General features: G+C 47.6%; 21 protein-coding genes. 16 read left to right on the top strand and 5 right to left on the bottom strand.

Annotated features, from left to right (window positions below):
- Positions 1-3: 3 nt before the first annotated feature.
- Positions 4-2,010 (bottom strand): T7SS effector LXG polymorphic toxin, encoded by a 2,007-nt coding sequence (locus tag BR62_RS0118405; protein WP_032871738.1) that lies wholly within the window; start codon positions 2,008-2,010, stop codon positions 4-6.
- Between the two features lie 298 nt (positions 2,011-2,308).
- Here BR62_RS0118405 and BR62_RS0118400 point away from each other — a divergent pair, with 298 nt between their 5' ends.
- The 8 genes from BR62_RS0118400 to BR62_RS0118365 all read left to right on the top strand — a co-directional run bounded on the left by BR62_RS0118400 (position 2,309) and on the right by BR62_RS0118365 (position 6,467).
- Positions 2,309-3,028 carry a YebC/PmpR family DNA-binding transcriptional regulator gene (locus BR62_RS0118400; RefSeq protein ID WP_003155709.1) on the top strand — a complete coding sequence of 240 codons (720 nt, stop codon included), beginning with the start codon at positions 2,309-2,311 and terminating at the stop codon, positions 3,026-3,028.
- Positions 3,029-3,209: 181 nt separating this feature from the next.
- The gene (locus BR62_RS20095) at positions 3,210-3,506 is read left to right on the top strand and encodes a hypothetical protein (protein ID WP_023356760.1); all 297 of its coding nucleotides are present in this window, start codon (positions 3,210-3,212) and stop codon (positions 3,504-3,506) included.
- A gap of 147 nt (positions 3,507-3,653) precedes the next feature.
- Entirely contained in the window at positions 3,654-3,902 is a 249-nt protein-coding gene (gene cotJA / locus BR62_RS0118390; RefSeq protein ID WP_007408933.1) for a spore coat-associated protein CotJA, read from the top strand.
- Positions 3,886-4,149 carry a spore coat protein CotJB gene (cotJB, locus tag BR62_RS0118385; protein ID WP_032871737.1) on the top strand — a complete coding sequence of 88 codons (264 nt, stop codon included), beginning with the start codon at positions 3,886-3,888 and terminating at the stop codon, positions 4,147-4,149. The genes cotJA and cotJB overlap by 17 nt, the downstream gene beginning before the upstream one ends.
- A gap of 14 nt (positions 4,150-4,163) precedes the next feature.
- Positions 4,164-4,733 (top strand): spore coat protein CotJC, encoded by a 570-nt coding sequence (cotJC, locus tag BR62_RS0118380; protein WP_003155700.1) that lies wholly within the window; start codon positions 4,164-4,166, stop codon positions 4,731-4,733.
- A gap of 88 nt (positions 4,734-4,821) precedes the next feature.
- A complete protein-coding gene (locus tag BR62_RS0118375; RefSeq protein WP_007408935.1) occupies positions 4,822-5,355 on the top strand; it encodes a GNAT family N-acetyltransferase in 534 nt (177 codons plus the stop codon).
- Between the two features lie 30 nt (positions 5,356-5,385).
- A complete protein-coding gene (locus tag BR62_RS0118370; RefSeq protein WP_007408936.1) occupies positions 5,386-5,664 on the top strand; it encodes a YesK-like family protein in 279 nt (92 codons plus the stop codon).
- 113 nt (positions 5,665-5,777) lie between these two features.
- Complete coding sequence (locus tag BR62_RS0118365) at positions 5,778-6,467, top strand: YetF domain-containing protein (RefSeq protein WP_032871736.1); 690 nt, start codon at positions 5,778-5,780, stop codon at positions 6,465-6,467.
- Positions 6,468-6,499: 32 nt separating this feature from the next.
- Here the strand turns inward: BR62_RS0118365 and hmoA are convergent, their stop codons facing one another.
- The gene (gene hmoA, locus BR62_RS0118360; protein WP_003155696.1) at positions 6,500-6,826 is read right to left on the bottom strand and encodes a heme-degrading oxygenase HmoA; all 327 of its coding nucleotides are present in this window, start codon (positions 6,824-6,826) and stop codon (positions 6,500-6,502) included.
- Between the two features lie 84 nt (positions 6,827-6,910).
- On the bottom strand, positions 6,911-7,273 hold the full coding sequence (locus tag BR62_RS0118355) for a VOC family protein (protein ID WP_007408938.1): 363 nt from the start codon (positions 7,271-7,273) through the stop codon (positions 6,911-6,913).
- A 161-nt stretch (positions 7,274-7,434) separates the two neighbouring features.
- Here BR62_RS0118355 and BR62_RS0118350 point away from each other — a divergent pair, with 161 nt between their 5' ends.
- From BR62_RS0118350 to BR62_RS0118340, 4 genes are all read left to right on the top strand, one after another.
- The gene (locus BR62_RS0118350; protein ID WP_032871734.1) at positions 7,435-8,301 is read left to right on the top strand and encodes an STAS domain-containing protein; all 867 of its coding nucleotides are present in this window, start codon (positions 7,435-7,437) and stop codon (positions 8,299-8,301) included.
- 312 nt (positions 8,302-8,613) lie between these two features.
- Positions 8,614-8,787: a YezD family protein gene (locus BR62_RS19425; RefSeq protein WP_003155693.1), complete on the top strand. Its 174-nt coding sequence runs from the start codon at positions 8,614-8,616 to the stop codon at positions 8,785-8,787.
- Between the two features lie 29 nt (positions 8,788-8,816).
- The gene (locus BR62_RS0118345; protein WP_007408940.1) at positions 8,817-9,119 is read left to right on the top strand and encodes an FMN riboswitch-binding regulator RibR; all 303 of its coding nucleotides are present in this window, start codon (positions 8,817-8,819) and stop codon (positions 9,117-9,119) included.
- A 91-nt stretch (positions 9,120-9,210) separates the two neighbouring features.
- The gene (locus BR62_RS0118340) at positions 9,211-9,855 is read left to right on the top strand and encodes a Bax inhibitor-1/YccA family protein (protein WP_007408941.1); all 645 of its coding nucleotides are present in this window, start codon (positions 9,211-9,213) and stop codon (positions 9,853-9,855) included.
- A gap of 38 nt (positions 9,856-9,893) precedes the next feature.
- On the opposite strand, the gene BR62_RS0118335 is transcribed toward BR62_RS0118340, so the two are convergent.
- Positions 9,894-10,406: a MarR family winged helix-turn-helix transcriptional regulator gene (locus tag BR62_RS0118335; RefSeq protein WP_007408942.1), complete on the bottom strand. Its 513-nt coding sequence runs from the start codon at positions 10,404-10,406 to the stop codon at positions 9,894-9,896.
- Positions 10,407-10,556: 150 nt separating this feature from the next.
- Here BR62_RS0118335 and BR62_RS0118330 point away from each other — a divergent pair, with 150 nt between their 5' ends.
- Positions 10,557-11,678, top strand: a complete 1,122-nt coding sequence (locus BR62_RS0118330) for an FAD-dependent oxidoreductase (RefSeq protein ID WP_032871732.1) — start codon at positions 10,557-10,559, stop codon at positions 11,676-11,678.
- A gap of 36 nt (positions 11,679-11,714) precedes the next feature.
- On the opposite strand, the gene BR62_RS0118325 is transcribed toward BR62_RS0118330, so the two are convergent.
- Entirely contained in the window at positions 11,715-12,785 is a 1,071-nt protein-coding gene (locus BR62_RS0118325; protein WP_007408944.1) for a DUF3900 domain-containing protein, read from the bottom strand.
- A 164-nt stretch (positions 12,786-12,949) separates the two neighbouring features.
- On the opposite strand from BR62_RS0118325, the gene BR62_RS0118320 reads away from it, so the two are divergent.
- The 3 genes from BR62_RS0118320 to BR62_RS0118310 all read left to right on the top strand — a co-directional run bounded on the left by BR62_RS0118320 (position 12,950) and on the right by BR62_RS0118310 (position 19,466).
- A complete protein-coding gene (locus BR62_RS0118320; RefSeq protein ID WP_032871731.1) occupies positions 12,950-16,132 on the top strand; it encodes a bifunctional cytochrome P450/NADPH--P450 reductase in 3,183 nt (1,060 codons plus the stop codon).
- Positions 16,133-16,557: 425 nt separating this feature from the next.
- Positions 16,558-18,486, top strand: a complete 1,929-nt coding sequence (locus BR62_RS0118315) for a lipoteichoic acid synthase (protein ID WP_003155677.1) — start codon at positions 16,558-16,560, stop codon at positions 18,484-18,486.
- A gap of 215 nt (positions 18,487-18,701) precedes the next feature.
- On the top strand, positions 18,702-19,466 hold the full coding sequence (locus BR62_RS0118310; RefSeq protein WP_015239357.1) for a glucose-1-phosphate cytidylyltransferase: 765 nt from the start codon (positions 18,702-18,704) through the stop codon (positions 19,464-19,466).

Raw genomic sequence — 19,466 nt, 5'->3', positions numbered from 1 at the left:
TCATCAGCCTCCAATTTGGTTTCTAATTGTTATGCTCTTTGTTCTTTCTTCTCCAATTTTATATGTTATATCAAATAAAGTGGGTCTAAACGAATCACTCTCATACACATTTTCAATTGTGACCGTAACCTTTTTTGGAGGTTCTTCTTTAAGCGCTTGCGACCATGCCTGTTCTAACTTATACCATTTCCCGCCGCTTCTATTAATCTGGGAGTTCATTGGCACGATATTGTCGAATTGGCCTGAGCCTTTGAATTGGGTGGCGATTAGGTGGCCTCCATCGTCATCTGTCAGACGGTCTGGTTTACCTGCTTTTGACTGCGCATATTGGTTGCGTTTTGCTTCTCCCAGCTGCAAGTCTGCTTTGACACTTGTAATTCTACCATAGTTGTCAGTGGTGTATGTGTAGCCTTCTTTTGTTTTGTAGATGACATTCGGCTTCAATACTTTCTTTCTGGTCCATTTCGCAAAATGCTCGCCGTATTTGACTGTTACCGGCGGTACATGCGGTGCCGGCGTACGCCTGCCGCTTGCGGAGGTTCCGTACGGTTTCGGCAGGATGACCTTGGCGAATTTCTGAAGTCCCTCTTTAAGTGTGACCCCGTTGACTGCGTTGTAAGGAACGCCTGCCGGCACTAAATCGTGACGGGGATGATACGGGAGAATATCAGCCAGGGTGAGATTTCCGATTTGATTCAACTTGGTTTTGACGCGTTTTTTTGATACTTCCATGCCTGTGTTGACCTTTTGCTTGATGTGGTCAACGGTTTGTTTTGAGACCGTCATCGCTTTTTGAGCTGTGGCGGATTTGCTTGCTGCTGTTTTGACTTTGGTTGTCACTTTGGCGGCTGTGCCAGTTTTTGAGACGGCGCCGACGCCTTTTGTGCCGACAACTGATGTCACAACGGTGCCTACTGCATATGACACCCATCTTGCTCTGGAGTAGGTGTCGCCATTCACCATGTCTTTTTGGTACGATTCTTCGATTGCCGCTGAAATGGCTTCATACGTTTTGATCGGGTGAGCCACCGCTCCTGTAATGGCTTCAACCGTTCCGCCCGGATCTGTGACCATATCCCACAGGCCTGTGACCGCGTCTTTTCCGGAATCATAAAGGCCGACGGCAACGCCTTTGAAACCGTCTGTAAGTTCACGCGTGTTTTCAATTTGAGTGAAGTAGCGCTGCTGTTCTTTTGTCAGGTTTTTATAGCCGATCGTTTTGGCCATTTCGTAGAATTCATCGGCATTCGCATAATCGTAGTTTTTCAGTCTTTCTTTCAGTTTTTCAATCTCTCGTTCTTTCGCTTCCTCTTTCTTCATCTTCAAATAAGCATCCGAATGTCTTGCAATCTCGCCTTTTTTCTTATGGATGTCGCTTTCTCGGTACGCTTTGGCGTTGTAGTGAAGCGGCGTGGCGCTTTTTCCTTTGCCTGTGGCGTTTTGGAGCTGCTCAAAGTCAGCTTGAATGAACTGTTCGTTCGCTTCGGTTTCTGTGTATTCCTTCGTTAGATCGTGATCAAGCTTCCCGAGCTTATGTATGGTTTCGCTTCTTTTTTTGTCAGCTGAAGAAAGCTTCTGATCTGTGCTTTCGGTTGAAAACAGATCAAGCGAGATGATGTCTTCGATCTCTCTGAGGATGGACCCCATGTCCTTTTTTTGCCCTTCCATAATTGCCTTTGATTTACTGAGGGCGTGGGTGAGCTCATGCTCCAGAAATGATTCCTCCACATGCGAATTGGAAAGTCCGGCATCTTCGACCTTACCGGGAAGGCTTGTGAGAAATGCGATTTTCATGTCGATCAGATCAAGCCAGCTGTCTGTGACGCCGGCGTGGTCCTTGAAAAAAGCTTTGATGTTGTCTGCGCCCCGGCCGGAGAAATCATTGTCACCAAGATCAGCCATGCCTTGAAACGCTTTTTTCAGGTTGACCATCTGACCGCGCAGTTTTTTATATTCACCCGCGCGCTGTTTAGCAGCGGCCAGCAGGCTGTTTGCTTCGAAAACTTTCATGACCATATCCTTTCATTTGTTCGATATCAAAATTTTACCACGTGAGTCAGGATATACAGTGTAGGAAATAGGTAATGAGAATAAAATGAATCTTTTGGCTTGCGACTTCCTTCCTGTATGAAGGGAGGCTTTTTATATTTTGTATAATAACCCTCACATTCGGCTTACTGCGCTCCGGTGATTTTAAGCGTGCCTGTTTTTTCTAATGTCTTACACTCGAAACAACCCAACCGCTGAGGTATAATAGAAGCAGAGTATTTATCATACAGATTCAATTCGTGAAAGAGAGTGGAACAAAATGGGCCGTAAGTGGAACAATATTAAAGAAAAGAAAGCATCAAAGGACGCAAATACGAGCCGGATTTACGCGAAGTTCGGCCGTGAGATTTATGTGGCGGCAAAACAAGGCGAGCCAGATCCGGAATCGAACCAGGCGTTAAAAGTGGTGCTTGAGCGCGCGAAGACGTACAGTGTGCCGAAAAATATTATTGAGCGTGCGATTGAAAAGGCGAAAGGCGGCGCGGAGGAGAACTTTGACGAGCTGCGTTACGAAGGTTTCGGGCCGAACGGTTCAATGATCATCGTTGATGCGTTAACCAATAATGTAAACCGCACGGCGCCTGAAGTGCGTGCCGCATTCGGGAAAAACGGCGGAAATATGGGTGTGAGCGGGTCTGTCGCTTACATGTTCGATGCGACTGCCGTTATCGGCGTTGAAGGCAAGACGGCGGATGAAGCGCTGGAATTGCTGATGGAAGCTGATGTGGACGTGCGCGATATTTTAGAAGAGGATGACAGTGTTATCGTATATGCCGAGCCTGATCAATTCCATGCGGTACAGGAGGCATTCAAAAATGCCGGCGTTGAAGAGTTCACGGTTGCGGAGCTGACGATGCTTGCGCAAAATGAAGTCGAGCTTCCGGAAGATGCGAAAGCTCAATTTGAAAAGCTGATCGATGTGCTGGAAGACCTCGAAGACGTACAGCAGGTTTATCACAATGTAGATTTAGGCGAATAAAGACAAAAAGGCCGGGGCGGCATAAGTTCCGGCCTTTTTATTTTGCTTAAGCGGTCGGCCTGTATCGTATTTTTCTCCGTAAGCAATTATTTATTATTTCGCCAAAACTGGGCGGATGCCCATACGTTTCCTTCCGGATGTCATAAACTGGACTGTAACCTATGTGAAGGAGCGATAAATCATGAATGAAAGAAGACCGATTTACGGCGGAGGCTACGGCGGAGGCTATGGCGGCTTCGGAGGCTACCCGGGGTACGGTTTTGGCGGCTACGGAGGCTTCGGAGGATATCCGGGATACGGTTTCGGCGGAGGCTACGGATACCCGGGATACGGTTTTGGCGGTTACGGCGGTTTTGGCGGCTACGGCGGCTACGGCGGCTTCGGGGGATATCCGGGGTACGGTTTTGGCGGCTATGGCGGAGGCTACGGCGGCTACCCGTTCCATCATCATCATCATCGGGAAAGCCAATATATCTGACCATTCGGGAAAAAGCACTCTTGGAACAGCAAGAGTGTTTTTTTGTGACCGTTTCTAAGCGCTGGCTTTTTTCATTTCTTACAGGGCATAAATGCCGATACGGATTCATACCTATTAAGGTCATGTGTTTAGGAAAGGAGGATCGTAATGAAAGAAAATCAGCCGTTTACACCGGTCAAATCCTATAAACCCTTCCACAGCCGGTTTGATCCCTGCCCGCCGATCGGGAGAAAATACTTCAGAACGCCGCCGCATCTTTATATGCGGTTTCAGCCGTATCACTTGGAGCAGTTTTCTCCGATGGAGGCATTGAGAAAAGGGACCCTTTGGAAGGATCTTTACGATTTCTATGATAATCCTTATCGGGGGGGAATCGAATATGGCGAAAAAGATTGATGATGAATATTATCGGCTGCTGGAGCAAATTCAGGCGGCGGACTTTGTCTTGGTGGAGCTGACGCTTTATCTGGATACGCATCCCCATGACCGTCTCGCGCTTCAGCAGTTTCATGAATATTCCCGGTACTCAAGACAGCTGAGAAAGCGGTTTGAGCCTGATTACGGACCGCTTCTGCAATTCGGCGTGAGTCAGGTCGGCGCTCAATGGGACTGGGGCCGCGGTCCTTGGCCATGGCAAGTATAAGGAGGGATCTGTAAATGTGGGTATATGAAAAAAAGCTGCAGTATCCGGTTAAAGTCAGTACATGCAACCCGATGCTGGCTAAGTTTCTCATTGAACAATACGGCGGGGCGGACGGCGAATTGGCCGCAGCGCTCCGGTACTTAAACCAGCGCTACACGATTCCTGACAAGGTGATCGGCCTGCTGACGGATATCGGCACGGAGGAGTTTGCGCATTTAGAAATGATTGCGACGATGATTTATAAGCTGACAAAAGATGCGACCCCGGAGCAGCTGCGTGATGCAGGGCTCAGTGATCATTACGTCAACCATGACAGCGCGCTGTTTTATCACAATGCGGCCGGAGTTCCGTTCACAGCGTCTTACATACAGGCGAAGGGAGATCCGATCGCTGATTTATATGAGGATATTGCGGCTGAAGAAAAGGCGAGAGCGACGTATCAATGGATTATTGATATTTCCGATGATCCTGACCTGAATGATTCACTCCGTTTTCTGCGTGAGCGTGAAATCGTCCACTCTATGCGTTTCAGGGAAGCGGTTGAGATTTTAAAAGAAGAACGTGATAAGAAGAAAATTTTTTAAACGGCCCTCAAACACGACGGCTGTTTTTTTCCTTTCTGCGTTTGGTCTATAATGAAGGTGTCGAATATTCTGATTACAGGAGGATTTTATGACACCTTTTACGATTACGGAGGAGAAGGCGGGGGCATTCCGGGTCACCTCCGCCCGGAAAGATGATGCAAAAGAGGTCATGGATCTGCTCGTGCAAGCGGCAGAATGGCTTCGCGATAAAGGGTCGAACCAGTGGAGCGGCCTTCTGCAAGGGGAAGATACCCACAATATGCGGGAGGCGATCGCCCAAGGGTATGTTTTTTTATTCAGGCAGAATGAAGAGCTGGCCGGCGTCGTCATGCTGCTTCCCGAAGCAAGCGGGTGGGACAGACGTCTTTGGGGCGATGAAGGACATGAGGAGTCCGTATATCTCCACCGGCTGGCGATTAACAGGCGGTTTGCAGGGGCGGGGCTCGGCCGGACAATCATGACTTGGGCGGAAACGGGTGTGTCTTGTCCGGGAAAAACGAAAATCCGGCTCGATTGCGTGTCCGAAAACAAGGCGCTTCAGTCGTTTTACAGCGGAATGGGGTACGAATCAAAAGGACCCGCGCCGGGTTATCATTTGTTTGAAAAAAAGGTGAGCAAATAAAAAGCTACTCATGACGGAGGTGCAAAAGACATGGGGTTTTTTTTTCTGATCTGTCTGGCCGCATTTTGTCTTAACTTTGCCGTATCGGCTGTGCTCCGCAAGAAATGGCCGAAAAAGATGTGGCCTGAGTGCCTTTTGGCGGTGCTGGGCCTGACTGCTTTCGGTACGGTTGTTTACAGCATTTTCGGTGTCGGCGGCTGGGAAGGAATGGGCTTGGGGCTTGCCGCGATGTTTGCGGGTTCCGGAGCGGCTGCCGGTTATGCCGCTGAGGTGTGCTTACGGGTCGTCAGATCGAATCAAAAACAGTAAGCAGAAGTGAAAAAACGCGGCCTCGGCTGCGTTTTTTTGTGTGTTGCCGGCCGCTGTATAGAAAACAGGCGAATGTCCATAATGGTAATGACTTTTAAGAAGAAGGTGCGAATATGGGACATTTACTTACAGTGGCTTGGGAGTTAGTATGCGGTTTGGGTATTTTATTTGTGATTTTAAAATTGCTTGGAAAAACTCAATTCTCGCAAATTACGCCGTTTGATTTTATTTCCGCGCTCATCCTCGGCGAACTGGTCGGAAATGCGGTGTATGATAAAGGCGTCAGGATTTTTGAAATCATTTTTGCCTCTCTGTTATGGGGGGGTTTAATTTATCTCATCGAACTGATTACGCAGAAAGTAAAAAGCTCCAGAAAGCTGTTGGAAGGCGAGCCGAGTATTATCATACATAAAGGAAAACTGAAATATGATGTGCTGAAAAAGAATAAGCTGGACATTAATCAACTGCAAAGCCTTCTCAGACAGGCGAATTGCTTTTCCATACAGGAAGCGGAGTACGCGATTTTAGAAACAAACGGGATGGTCAGCGTCCTGCCGAAATTTCAATATGACACGACGAAAAACGGCGACATGCAAATAAAGCTGAAGCAGGTCTCTTTGCCGGTCACACTGATTATTGACGGCGAAGTGCTGTATGAAAATCTGAAAGAAGCCAGGCTGGAAGAAAAGCAGCTGACTCAGGAGCTGAAAAAGCTGAACATCAAAAAAACGGAGGACGTGCTGTATGCGGAATGGAAGCCCGATAAACCGCTGTTTGTCCTGCCGTATGAGGAGAAAAAATAAAAAGAGCATTGCCCTGGGGCAAATGCTCTTTATTATTTTTCGTGTACGCCTGTTTTAACGGCTCTGACATGATACATACCGACATCCGTCCCAAGCATATAATCAGGTTTCGGCTTGCCTTGGTTTGCTTTGTGGGCCGCGATGTGGTCTTCGCTTTTTTCCCATTGTTTCCAATGGTCTTCTGACTCCCAGCGGATTAACACGACGACTTCTTCATCACCGCGGCGGACTTTTTTTTCCAGGACCGTTACGTCTATCAAACCTTCCTGCTTTTCAATCACGCCTTCTGAACTGAAGCGTTCGATTACTTTGTCGGCATGTCCTTCTTTTACGGTCATTTTTCTGATTTGCACGAACATCTGGCAGCTCTCCAATCCTTTTCACGCTTTATCCAACATTTTAAATGAAAATGATTCTCAAAGTCAATTGAGATGCCTGACGGATTACGATTTCAGGAGAAAGACATGACCATCCTCATCTTTAAATTGCACGAAGCTGCCCCATTCCATTTGTTTCGGTTCATCTAAAAAGGTGATGCCGTTCTTTTTCATCTGTTCGTATGCGGCAAAGACATCTTCACACTCAAATACGATAGAAGCCTTCATATGCTCGGCCCCTTTCATCATCGATTTCGGATAAATAACCAAATGAGTGGCGGCCCCTTTGGGCGCTACCTCAAGCCAGAAGGCGCCCGGGCCCATCGGATGCTCGGCGACGGTTTCAAACCCCGCTTTTTCCGTCCAGAATGTTTTCGCTTTTTGCTGATCATCAGTGTATACGGCGACTGTCGCGATTTTTTTGATCATCATACTGACCTCCTGTTTCATTTCTTTTATAGTGTAACCTCCTGCCGAAAAAAGCAATCAAAAGCTTTAATGTGCAGGCTTTTTTTTATTTCTCTAGTACGATCGGCGATTCCGATTTATAATTTAGACAAAAGTACATATTCTTGAAAGAGGAGACGGCAGTGAACAAAGACCAATTACTTCATGATTATATTATTACACATTCGGCAGAGCTGACGGAAAAATGGCTCAAGCTGAGACGGAAGCTGAGAGGGCGTTTTTATTCTGCGGATCAATTAAGTGAGGAAATGAAACGGCTGCTGATCGAGCAGCATACCTTTACAAACACGGTCATCGCAAGCGCTTTTTTGGAAGATCCGGCCGTTTTTCAGCATAACAAAGAAAAATGGGCCGCACAGGTAGCGAAAAGCAGAGTGGAGCAAGACGCGGAGGTTCATGAGGTCGTTGAGGCGATCGGCAATTCAAGAACCGTCTTTTGGGAGGCGGTCACCCGTTTTATGGATGAGCATCAGGACATCGTAACAAACGAGGATGCCCGCCGCTGGAATCACCTTGTCAACGGCTCGTTTGATCAGCTGATGACGGATTTTACTGAACAGTTTCAGAAATTAATGATCGCGAGGCTGTCATCTCAGCAGGAGCTTATTTCCGAATTGAGCTGTCCGGTTATTTTGATCGCGGATACGATCGGCACTCTGCCGCTCATCGGCTCAATTGATACGAGACGGGCACGCGTGATTTTGGAGTCGGTGCCGGAAAACTGTGTCGCCAAACGGATCACAAATCTTGTGATTGATCTGTCCGGTGTGCCCATTGTCGATACGATGGTGGCGCAGCAATTGTATATGCTGTCGAAAACGTTATTTCTCCTCGGCATCAAAACCGTGTTTTCCGGCATTCGGCCTGATGTGGCACAGACTTCTATCCAATTGGGGCTTGATTTTTCAGAGTATCAAACTTACGGATCCCTGGAGCAGGCGCTCGCCAGCATGGGCGTCACATGTGTGATCGAGGAAGCAAAAGCATAGAAAAAAGGTGCTCCGGCCAGAGGCGGGGCGCTTTTTTTGTCAGCGGAAAACAACGTAAATATGTCGGAACGTGAAGATTGCGTTCTTAAAAAGAGCAATATGACGCCTTGGGGGCGGGCGTCGGCGACACGGTTTATATCAAAGCGAAGGAAGTGAAAGTTTTCGCAAAGAAAACATATCCAAAAATTGTGTAAATGTTATTGATTTCTGAATGAAAACATAATAGTATAATTATATATTTCTTATCAGAATAGTATGAATTAAAACACTCATTGTCAAAAGACGAACGGCCAGACATAAAGGGGGAGCATGATGACGTCCAAAGGAAACGTAGATCCGCATGTGATCGAAAAGATTATCAGCGCGCTGGAAACGCTCGATTTCGGGACAGTTCAGATTACGGTTCATAATTCCCAAGTGACACAAATTGATAAGGTGGAGAAATATCGATTTTCCCTGAAGAGCAAAGAAGTAAAACAATCTTAAAAAACAGCCAATGACAGGAGGCGGTACATATGAAGCATTCAACTGTTCCTTTCCGGGAGAGCCGGTATCTGCACCTGCCCGAAGTGCGCTTTCTGCATTGGTGCACGAAGCAATACGGCATTAACAAAGGCGTGCTCAATACAATTGACGGCTGGTTTTATGATGCGGGCGTCATTCCGATTCCCGTCAGGCGTCTTTATGTGCTGGCATTTCTCGATTTCGCGAAAACGCCGGGGCAGAAGGGGAATATCCGATTCGGGCACGGCGGCTTGACGAAAAAACTGCATGATTTCATGGATATGCAGGAATGCGCAGCAAAACGTCAGGCCTGACATCCTTAAAATCTTCTTAAAATCATGCAAATTTCTCCCATTTTATTTATAATAGACCTATCAAGATCATTTTTTTGGGAGGACTTTTGACATGCAAACTGCTGCTTATGAGAGCAAACAATCTATTATGCAGCGCATTATAACGGTATTTGTGTTTACACTGTTAGTTGCGACAATCGGCCTGTATACGGGTCAGTTCATTCCGCCGGCATTGATGCTGCCGCTGTCGGTCTTAGAGGTCGTCATGATCATCGCCGCATTTTGGCTGCGCCGAAAAAAAGCCGTCGGATATGTGTTTGTCTTTTCATTCGCTTTCATTTCCGGAATGACGCTGTTTCCGATTATCAGCCATTATGCGTCCGCAGCGGGGGCCTATGTCGTATTGGAGGCATTCGGTTCATCGTTTGTGATTTTTGCGGTGCTCGGCACGATCGGCGCTAAGACGAAAAAGGACTTGTCGTTTTTATGGTCCTTCTTGCTTGTCGCTGTCATCGCGCTTCTCGCAGTGGGGATCTTTAATATTTTCAGCCCGCTGAATTCCGCCGCCATGATGGCGTATTCCGTCATCGGGACGATTGTGTTTTCAATGTACATCTTATACGATCTGAACCAGATCAAGCACCGGGACATCACGGCTGACCTGATTCCTTTGATGGCATTGACGCTTTATATCGACTTTATTAACCTGTTTATCAACCTGCTACGGTTTTTCGGAATTTTAAACAGTGATGATTAACCGCGCGAAAAAGGCGCCCTGCTGAGAGGGGCGCCTTTTTATGTTCTGCCGCCGGAAAACAGCAGAAGCTTATCAAATAATACTTCAAGCATTTTTGTCAATTCCGCTTTTTGTTCAGCGGTGAAGCTTTCCATGACTCCTGAAATATTGGAGAAGTGGCCGGGAAGAAACAGCATCAGCTTTTCTTTTCCTTCTTTTGTGAGTTCGATGCTGATTTTTCGTCTGTCGCCGGTATGCCGGCTGCGGTTTACAAAGCCGTCCCGTGCGAGTCCGTCGATCAATCCGGTGATGGTCGCTTTGGTGACATTGGATTTTTTTGCCAGCTCTGTCGGACTCAGGCTGTGTCCGGGTGCGTCAAACAGAAACATCAAAATTTTGAATTTCCCTTCGGACAATCCGTGACTTGAGAAATAATGCTCCATGACCTGATTCATTTTTTTAGACATATCAAATAACGTTAAAAATGTTTTCAATGATTCAGCATCCATATCGGCGTAAATCTCAGCGCGTCCGGCAATCTGCGAATAATCCGGCAAATGTCTCAACTCCATTTTTGTAAGCCTCCGTACCATTTTAGTGATTCAAAGTATAAGCTTGCCGGATTCAAAAGGCAACCTATAAAGATTGACAGTTTTTCAGCTCATATAGTAAGGTGGCTAATAGTTAATGAATAATAAATAAATAGAGAAGGCGGTATCGTGATGAACCATGAAGTGAAAAAGATCATCATAGCGGGAGGAGGGATCGGCGGCCTGTCCGCAGCGATTTCTCTCGGCAGAGCGGGTTTTGAAGTGACCCTTTGCGAGGCGGCGTCCGACATGCGAAAAAGCGGAGCGGGCATTCTCCAGCCCCAAAATGCGCTGCGGGTGCTGCGGGAAATCGGTGTGTATGATGAATGCTGTCAACACGGCTTTCAAACGGAATGGCTGAAGCAGCATGATGAAAACGGAACGCTGCAGTTTAAAGTGAGTGAGGCGTTTTTAGATGATTCATTGCCGGGGCGGAATAATATATTGCGGCAAACGTTAAACGATATCCTCAAAAAGCATGCTGAAGCGGCGGGGGTCACGATTCTGCCCGGTAAAAAAGTCGTGTCTTACGAAGAAACGGCAGATGACATAACGGTGCATTGTGCAGACGGAACCGCGATGATGGCTGACATCCTCGCCGGCTTTGACGGCATCCGCTCCGCTGTCCGCGATCAAATGCTGCAAAGAGAAGTGAAAACAGAGTATCTCGGCATGGGAGCGCACAGATTTTACATTTCTTTTCCCGAGCCGATATTTCATGATTCGACACTGATGTATAAAAAAGGGCAGACGCAGGTCGGAGTCGTGCCGCTCTCTGAAAAAACAGGATACGTATTTATCATCCGGCCGTATGACGCTGACTTCAGGGATGACGAGGACACGCGTTTTGAACGGGTGAAAGACTTGCTGCGCGGAATTCCGGGAGTGAAGTTTGTGACAGAGAATATGTCAAAGGAATTTCCCGTTTTGTTTCATAAGATTGAGCAGATGGCGGTCAAAGAACCGTGGCACAGAGGCCGCGTCGTTCTGGGCGGGGATGCCGTCCATGCAGGAGCGCCGACATTGGCGCAAGGAGCGGCGATGGCGATTGAAGACGCGATTGTGCTTAGTGAAGAACTGCAAAAACACGAAAACCATGAAACTGCATGTCAAGCATACTTCGAAAGACGGGCGGAGCGGGCATTACAGGTGCAGAATCTCTCATCTGAAATCGTCCGCCGCGAGATAAAGGGAACGCCCGGCGTCCAAGACATCATCGGTGCATGCTATCGATTGCTCAAAGAGCCTTATTAAATAAAGAAAGTCCAGAACATGGCGTCTGGACTTTTGTCAGTCTTGTTCAGATTTATTCCGTATCCGCTCAATCACCTCATGCAGCCCCTCAGGCTTGTGAAACTCCACCGGCGAACTGCCTTTTTCAAACGAGATCGTCTCCGCCTCAATGAGCGCGACATAGCGCCCGTTCACTTTTGCGAGATGGATGGATTCGCCGAAATCAGCCAGTAATCCTTTAATCTCTGTTTCTCCGACTTTCATTTTCAGCTCGGCTTCCGGCGTGTGTTCAATGATCTGCGCGGATGCCTCGATGACTTGATGAGTGTCGAGGCGCTCCTGAATTTCCCGCTTTTCACTCGCTTCCCAAATTTCAATGTCGTGCTCAAACTGCTGAAGCTCTTCGCTGTTTTCTTCAAACGTTTCATACACGTGTTCCTGCACCATGTTCATGACTTGGTTTTTCATGATTTCCGGCATCGATTCGCCGTATTCGACAAATTTGAGAAAATCTTCGAAATAACGGGCGTGCGAGGCCTGGTGGATTTTCAGCTCATGCTCTTCCGTCATGCCTTCTTCCGGCATATACGGATATTGAATGCTTTTCATGTTTTTTGTCGTGATGGCCATTTCGACCTTTTTAATGAGAGATGAGGCGTCTGAGATGCGGGCGACCTTCGGCTCGAAATCGCATTTCATCATAAAGACGAATTTGTCTTCAAAATACTTGCGCGGAACGGCCGATGCCACGATAAAAACACCGCCGCGCACGGCACTCGTGTCAAGGTAAGTGCGGACGAACTGCTCGCTTGCTTCGATAAATGCTTCCTTCGTATCCGCAAGTCTGGCGCGGTTGAAAAGGTTGTAATTCGGATTTGAATCAAGCTCATGGCCCGGCTCCGTGATAAAATGGCCGATTTTTGTTGGGACTTGCTCGGATTGCGGATGCCGTTCGGCTTTCCGTTTGACGATTTTCTTCAATTCCCCGTCAAGAAAATCCTTCAGCTCGCTTTCTTCAAATTCTTCCGTGTCAAGGGTCTGGAAATGTTTGAACTGTTTGTTTGCCTGTTCGTCTTTTCCTTCCACTTGAATGACATAAAACGATAAAAACTTGATTTCAAAATCCATATGTGAACTCACCTTATTTCTGTATTTGACAAGCCTCTCCAGTATAGAAAAAACCGTTATCGATCGTCAATCCGATGATTGATCCGTGACGGCGGATAATCGGCCGGTGAAAAGGGCAATGTAGTTGGAAGGAACGCATCAACGTGTTAGAAAGGGTGTTATTCATGAAGGAAACAGGTCCGATTCCGCAGCCGAAGACATTCGGCCCGCTCGGCAATCTTCCTTTGCTTGATAAAGACAAGCCTACAATGTCGCTGATCAAACTGGCAAACGAGCAGGGGCCTATTTTTCAGCTGCATACGCCGGCGGGCGCCATTATCGTCGTGTCCGGCCATGAACTGGTGAAAGAGGTTTGTGATGAAGAGCGGTTCGATAAAAGCATTGAAGGGGCTTTAGAGAAAGTCCGGGCGTTTTCCGGTGACGGGCTGTTTACAAGCTGGACGCATGAGCCTAACTGGCGAAAGGCGCATCATATTCTGATGCCGACCTTCAGCCAGCGCGCGATGAAAGATTATCATTCGATGATGACTGATATCGCGGTGCAGCTGATTCAAAAATGGGCTAGGCTGAACCCGGATGAGGCCGTTGATGTGCCTGCTGATATGACCCGGCTGACGCTTGATACGATTGGGCTTTGCGGCTTTAACTATCGGTTTAACAGCTATTACAGGGAAACGCCTCATCCGTTTATCAACAGCATGGTGCGGGCCCTTGATGAAGCGATGCACCAAATGCAGCGCCTTGATGTTCAGGATAAGCTTATGATCAGAACGAAGCGCCAATTTCATCATGACATTCAGGCGATGTTTTCGTTAGTAGACAGTATTATCGCAGAGCGCCGGTCAGGCGGCCGGGATGAAAAGGATCTGCTGGCCAGAATGCTGAATGTGGAAGACCCGGAAACGGGCGAAAAACTTGATGATGAAAATATCCGGTTTCAAATCATCACGTTTTTAATTGCCGGCCACGAAACGACCAGCGGCCTGCTTTCCTTTGCCATCTACTTTCTGCTGAAACATCCTCGTGTTTTGGAAAAAGCCTATGAAGAAGCTGATCGGGTATTGACCGATCCCGTTCCTTCTTATAAACAAGTACTGGAGCTTACTTATATCCGAATGATTTTGCAGGAGTCATTGCGCTTATGGCCGACCGCGCCTGCGTTCAGCCTTTATGCGAAAGAGGATACGGTGATCGGCGGGAAATATCCGATCACGCCGAAAGACAGAATTTCCGTCTTAATTCCCCAGCTTCACCGTGATAAAGACGCGTGGGGAGACAATGCGGAGGAATTTTATCCGGAGCGGTTTGAACATCCTGATCAAGTGCCTCACCATGCGTATAAGCCGTTCGGAAACGGTCAGAGGGCGTGTATCGGTATGCAGTTCGCCCTGCATGAAGCAACTCTTGTTCTGGGGATGATTCTTCAGCATTTTACTTTTATCGATCACACCGATTATGAGCTCGATATTAAACAAACATTAACGATCAAGCCCGGCGACTTTCATATCCGGGTGCGGCCGAGAAACAAAGAAGCCGTGGCGGCTGCTCTCCCGGCGGCTGAAAAAGCGGCGGAAGACGTCGAAAAAGAAAAACGGGAAACAAAAGGCGCATCCATTATCGGGCTTGATAACCGACCGCTTCTGATTCTGTACGGCTCAGATACGGGAACCGCAGAAGGCGTGGCGCGGGAGCTTGCCGATACTGCCGGGATGCACGGCGTCCGGACTGAAACGGCGCCTTTAAATGACCGGATCGGAAAACTGCCGAAAGAAGGAGCTCTCTTGATCATTACGTCCTCTTATAACGGAAAGCCTCCGAGCAACGCGGGACAATTCGTTCAATGGCTTGAAGAAGTCAAACCCGGGGAACTGGAAGGCGTCCGATATGCCGTCTTTGGCTGCGGTGATCATAACTGGGCGGCGACATATCAGGCTGTACCGAGGCTTATTGATGAGAAGCTTGCCGAAAAAGGGGCGGAACGCTTTTCCTCCCGAGGCGAGGGGGACGTCAGCGGCGATTTTGAAGGAAAGCTTGATGAATGGAAAAAAAGCATGTGGACGGACGCCATGAAGGCATTCGGTCTCAAGCTGAATGAAAATGCCGAAAAAGAGAGAAGTGCGCTGGGCCTTCAATTTGTCAGCGGGCTTGGCGGGTCTCCTTTGGCACAGACGTATGAAGCGGTTTACGCATCCGTTGCGGAAAACAGGGAACTTCAGGCGCCGGAAAGCGGCCGGAGCACAAGGCATATCGAAATCACTCTGCCGAAAGAGGCTGCCTATCATGAAGGGGATCATCTCGGCGTGCTGCCGGTAAACAGCAAAGAGCAGGTCAGCCGTGTTCTCCGCCGGTTCAATCTGAACGGGAATGATCAAGTGCTGCTGACGGCCAGCGGACAGAGCGCAGCTCATCTCCCGCTCGATCGGCCGGTCAGGCTGCATGATCTTCTGAGCAGCTGTGTCGAATTGCAGGAAGCGGCATCAAGGGCTCAAATCCGGGAAATGGCCGCTTATACGGTCTGCCCGCCGCACAAACGGGAATTGGAAGATTTTCTTGAGGAGGGCGTCTATCAGGAGCAAATCTTAACATCGCGCGTCTCGATGCTCGATCTCCTTGAAAAATATGAAGCGTGTGAACTTCCGTTTGAGCGATTTCTGGAGCTTTTGCGCCCGTTGAAGCCGCGGTATTATTCGATTTCAAGTTCGCCCCGGAAACATCCTGGGCAGGCTTCAATTACCGTCGGCGTCGTTCGCGGACCCGCCCGGAGCGGTTTGGGTGAGTATCGCGGAGTCGCTTCGAATTATTTAGCGGACCGCGGCCCTGAGGATGGTATCGTGATGTTTGTCCGCACTCCGGAAACACGATTCCGGCTGCCGGAAGATCCGGAAAAACCGATTATTATGGTCGGTCCCGGCACAGGAGTCGCCCCGTTCCGCGGATTTCTGCAGGCCCGGGCGGCGTTAAAAAAAGAAGGAAAAGAGCTGGGGGAGGCTCATCTGTATTTCGGATGCAGAAACGATCATGATTTTATTTACCGTGACGAGCTTGAAGCTTATGAAAAAGACGGAATCGTGACGCTTCATACGGCTTTCTCCCGCAAAGAAGGCGTACCGAAAACGTATGTGCAGCACTTAATGGCGAAAGACGCCGGCGCTTTAATTTCCATCCTCGGCCGGGGAGGGCACCTCTACGTATGCGGCGACGGCAGCAAAATGGCGCCCGATGTAGAGGCAACGTTGCAAAAAGCGTATCAGTCGGTCCGCGAAACAGACGAACGGCAAGCGCAAGAATGGCTTTTGGACCTCCAGACAAAAGGCATTTACGCAAAAGATGTTTGGGCGGGGATTTGACTGATTTGATGAAAAGGACTGGATGACTCCAGTCCTTTTTTACATCAGCCAAAAAAACCTTCAAGTTTTTCAACCCCTTTGCATACAATAACTTCAGCCCGCCTGTTGGGCGGCTGCCTTTGATATTCATTTTTCGTTTTTAGAAGTTTGTGTTATTCTTATATTTGGTATCTCCTATTTTCAGACCCGGTCTGATACGGTACCTTTTAATGCCAGAAAAAAATGTGAAACGAAGAACGGATATCCTGCGTCTAATGGCTGGCGGGATAAGATGTTCAATGGGCATGACACGAATGATAAATATATCGTTTTTTTAAATGGTGTGTTTATGGGGCTGTGTGATGCTTTCGTTTTGCTCGGAAAGCAGGAATTGAAGCAAAAAGTAAGAATACAGATTTAAAGTGTTTAGGAAAGTAGAGGTTGCCATGAAGAAATTATTTTCTTACAGACTTAGTTTTTTTGTACTGGCTATTATTTTGTTTTGGGCCAAAACGTATTTAGCCTATCATGCTGAATTCAACCTTGGGGTGAAGGGTCCGACGCAGCAGTTTCTGCTTGTGATCAATCCGTTCTCAAGCGCCATTTTCTTTTTAGGACTGGCATTGTTTGCGAAAGGCCGCAAATCAGCGATTATCATGGTGATTATTGATTTCATCATGACGTTTATTTTGTATGCAAATATCCTATTCTATCGATTCTTCGATGATTTCTTGACATTCCCGAACTTAAAGCAATCCGGTAATGTGGGAAATATGGGAGACGGCATCTTCAGCATTATGTCCGGCCATGATATTTTATACTTTGTTGATATTATTATTTTAATCGCGCTTCTGGTGTGGAGACGTGAGCTGAAGGAATTCAAGCTGAAAAAACGGTATACGTCATTAATTATCGTGACGGGTATTGTTTTGTTCTTCGTGAACCTGGCGATTGCCGAAGAGGACCGCCCGGAGCTGCTGACAAGAACGTTTGACCGCAATTACATTGTAAAATACTTAGGCCTTTATAATTACACAATTTATGACGGCGTACAGACGGCGCAGACGGAATCACAGCGGGCATATGCCAGCAGCGATGACCTGACGAGCGTTGAAAACTACACATCGTCGCATTATGCGAAGCCGAACGCCGAGTATTTCGGCAAGGCCAAAGGCAAAAACATCATTAAGATTCACCTGGAGAGCTTCCAATCGTTTTTGATCAACTACAAACTTGACGGAAAAGAAGTCACGCCGTTCCTGAATAAACTCGCCCGCGGCGGAGAGGACATGACGTACTTTGATAACTTTTTCCACCAAACGGGCCAAGGTAAAACATCTGACGCCGAGCTGATGATGGATAACAGCCTGTTCGGACTGCCTGAAGGATCAGCCTTCGTGACAAAAGGGGAAAACACGTATCAATCGCTTCCTGCCATCCTTGACCAAAGTGAGGGCTATACAAGCGCCGTTTTACACGGTGACTACAAATCATTCTGGAACCGTGACCAGATTTACAAACATATCGGCTACGATAAATTCTTTGACGCCAGCACATACGATATGTCTGATGACAACCTTGTCAATATGGGACTGAAGGATAAACCATTCTTCAAAGAATCCATTCCGAAGCTTCAATCGCTGAAACAGCCGTTCTACGCGCATTTGCTCACGCTGACGAACCATTATCCGTTTACGCTTGATGAAAAAGACGCAACGATCGAAAAAGCGAAAACGGGCGACGCGACTGTGGATGACTATTTCCAGACGGCGCGTTATCTCGACGAGGCGCTTGAACAGTTCTTTAAAGACCTGAAGTCATCCGGTTTATATGACAACTCGGTGATTATGCTTTACGGAGACCATTACGGAATCTCTGAAAACCATAACCGCGCGATGAAAGAAATTCTCGGCAAAGAAATTACGCCTTATCAAAACGCGCAGAATCAGCGTGTGCCGCTTATGCTTCGCATCCCCGGCAAAAAAGGCGGGGTGAACCATACGTACGGCGGTGAAATGGACGTTGTGCCGACGATCCTTCACTTGGAAGGCATCGATTCTAAGAAATATATTAATTTCGGCACCGATCTCTTCTCGAAAGACCATGATGATACGGTGACGTTCCGTAACGGAGATTACGTCACGCCGAAATATACTTCCATCTCCAATGTCGTATACGATACGAAGACAGGAAAAGAACTGAAAGGCAATCAGGAAACGAAAAACCTGAAAGCCAGAGTCACAGAGCAGCTGAAGCTGTCTGACAGCGTGATGTACAAAGACTTGCTCAGATTCCACAAATTGAGCGACTTTACGCCGGTTGATCCATCTAAATATCATTACGGCAAAGAAAAGCTGAATCAGGATAATAAATAATAGAAAGAGCCTTACGGAATTTCCGTAAGGCTCTTTTTTTGTGTGTATCTTCACCAATCTGAAAAAAGAGAGAGCTTTTGGTCACAAAGGGCGCCAATCTCTCATATCTTACAGTAGATTTTGAAACCGGTGATAGAGAATCGGACAAATTATCGGGTTGGTTTCTCTTATACGGGCGGTTTCGAATCCAATATTCACAGAGAAGAGGGGTAGAGATGAAAGCAGTCATTCTCTGCGGCGGAAAAGGAACGAGAATGAGCGAAATCACCAATGAACGTCCCAAACCGCTCGCCATGATAGGCGGCAAACCGATTCTATGGCATATTATGAAACTCTATCAATACTATGGCGTGAACGAATTTATCCTGCTTCTTGGTTTCAAAGGAGAGATGATTAAGGAATATTTCTTAGATTATGACTGGAAGAATCACAGCATGACGCTGGACAGCTCTACCGGAGAAGTGCGGATATTGGGAAAATCCGAGCCGTGGAAAATCACTTTTTTAGACACGGGGGAACACACGCAGACAGCGGGGCGGCTTTTACAGGCGAAGGACATCATCGGTGATGAAACCTTTCTTATGACGTACGGGGACGGACTGGCCAACATCAACCTGTTTCATCTGATCAGCTATCATCAATCAAAAGGGGCTGCGGTGACCGTCACCGGTATAGAAAAGACCTCGCAATTCGGAACGCTGACGGTTGAAGACGGTATGGCGAAAAGCTTTTCTGAAAAAACCTCAAGTGACGGCATCATCAACGGCGGATTTTTCGTGCTCAGCCCGAAGGTATTTGATTATCTGCCGAAAGACAGGGATGTCATGTTTGAAGAAGAACCGCTGAAGGAGCTGGCGAAAGACGGCGAATTGGCGGTATACCGGCATTACGGTTTCTGGACGGCGATCGATACGTATAAAAACCTGCTGGAAATCAACAAGATGTGGGACCGGGGACAACATGTATGGAAGGTATGGTGA

Source organism: Bacillus sp. UNC69MF, assembly GCF_000746035.1.
In the GTDB taxonomy this organism is placed as follows: domain Bacteria; phylum Bacillota; class Bacilli; order Bacillales; family Bacillaceae; genus Bacillus; species Bacillus velezensis.
Note: the sequence above shows the minus strand (reverse complement) of the source record. Positions and strands in the feature narration are given on the sequence as shown.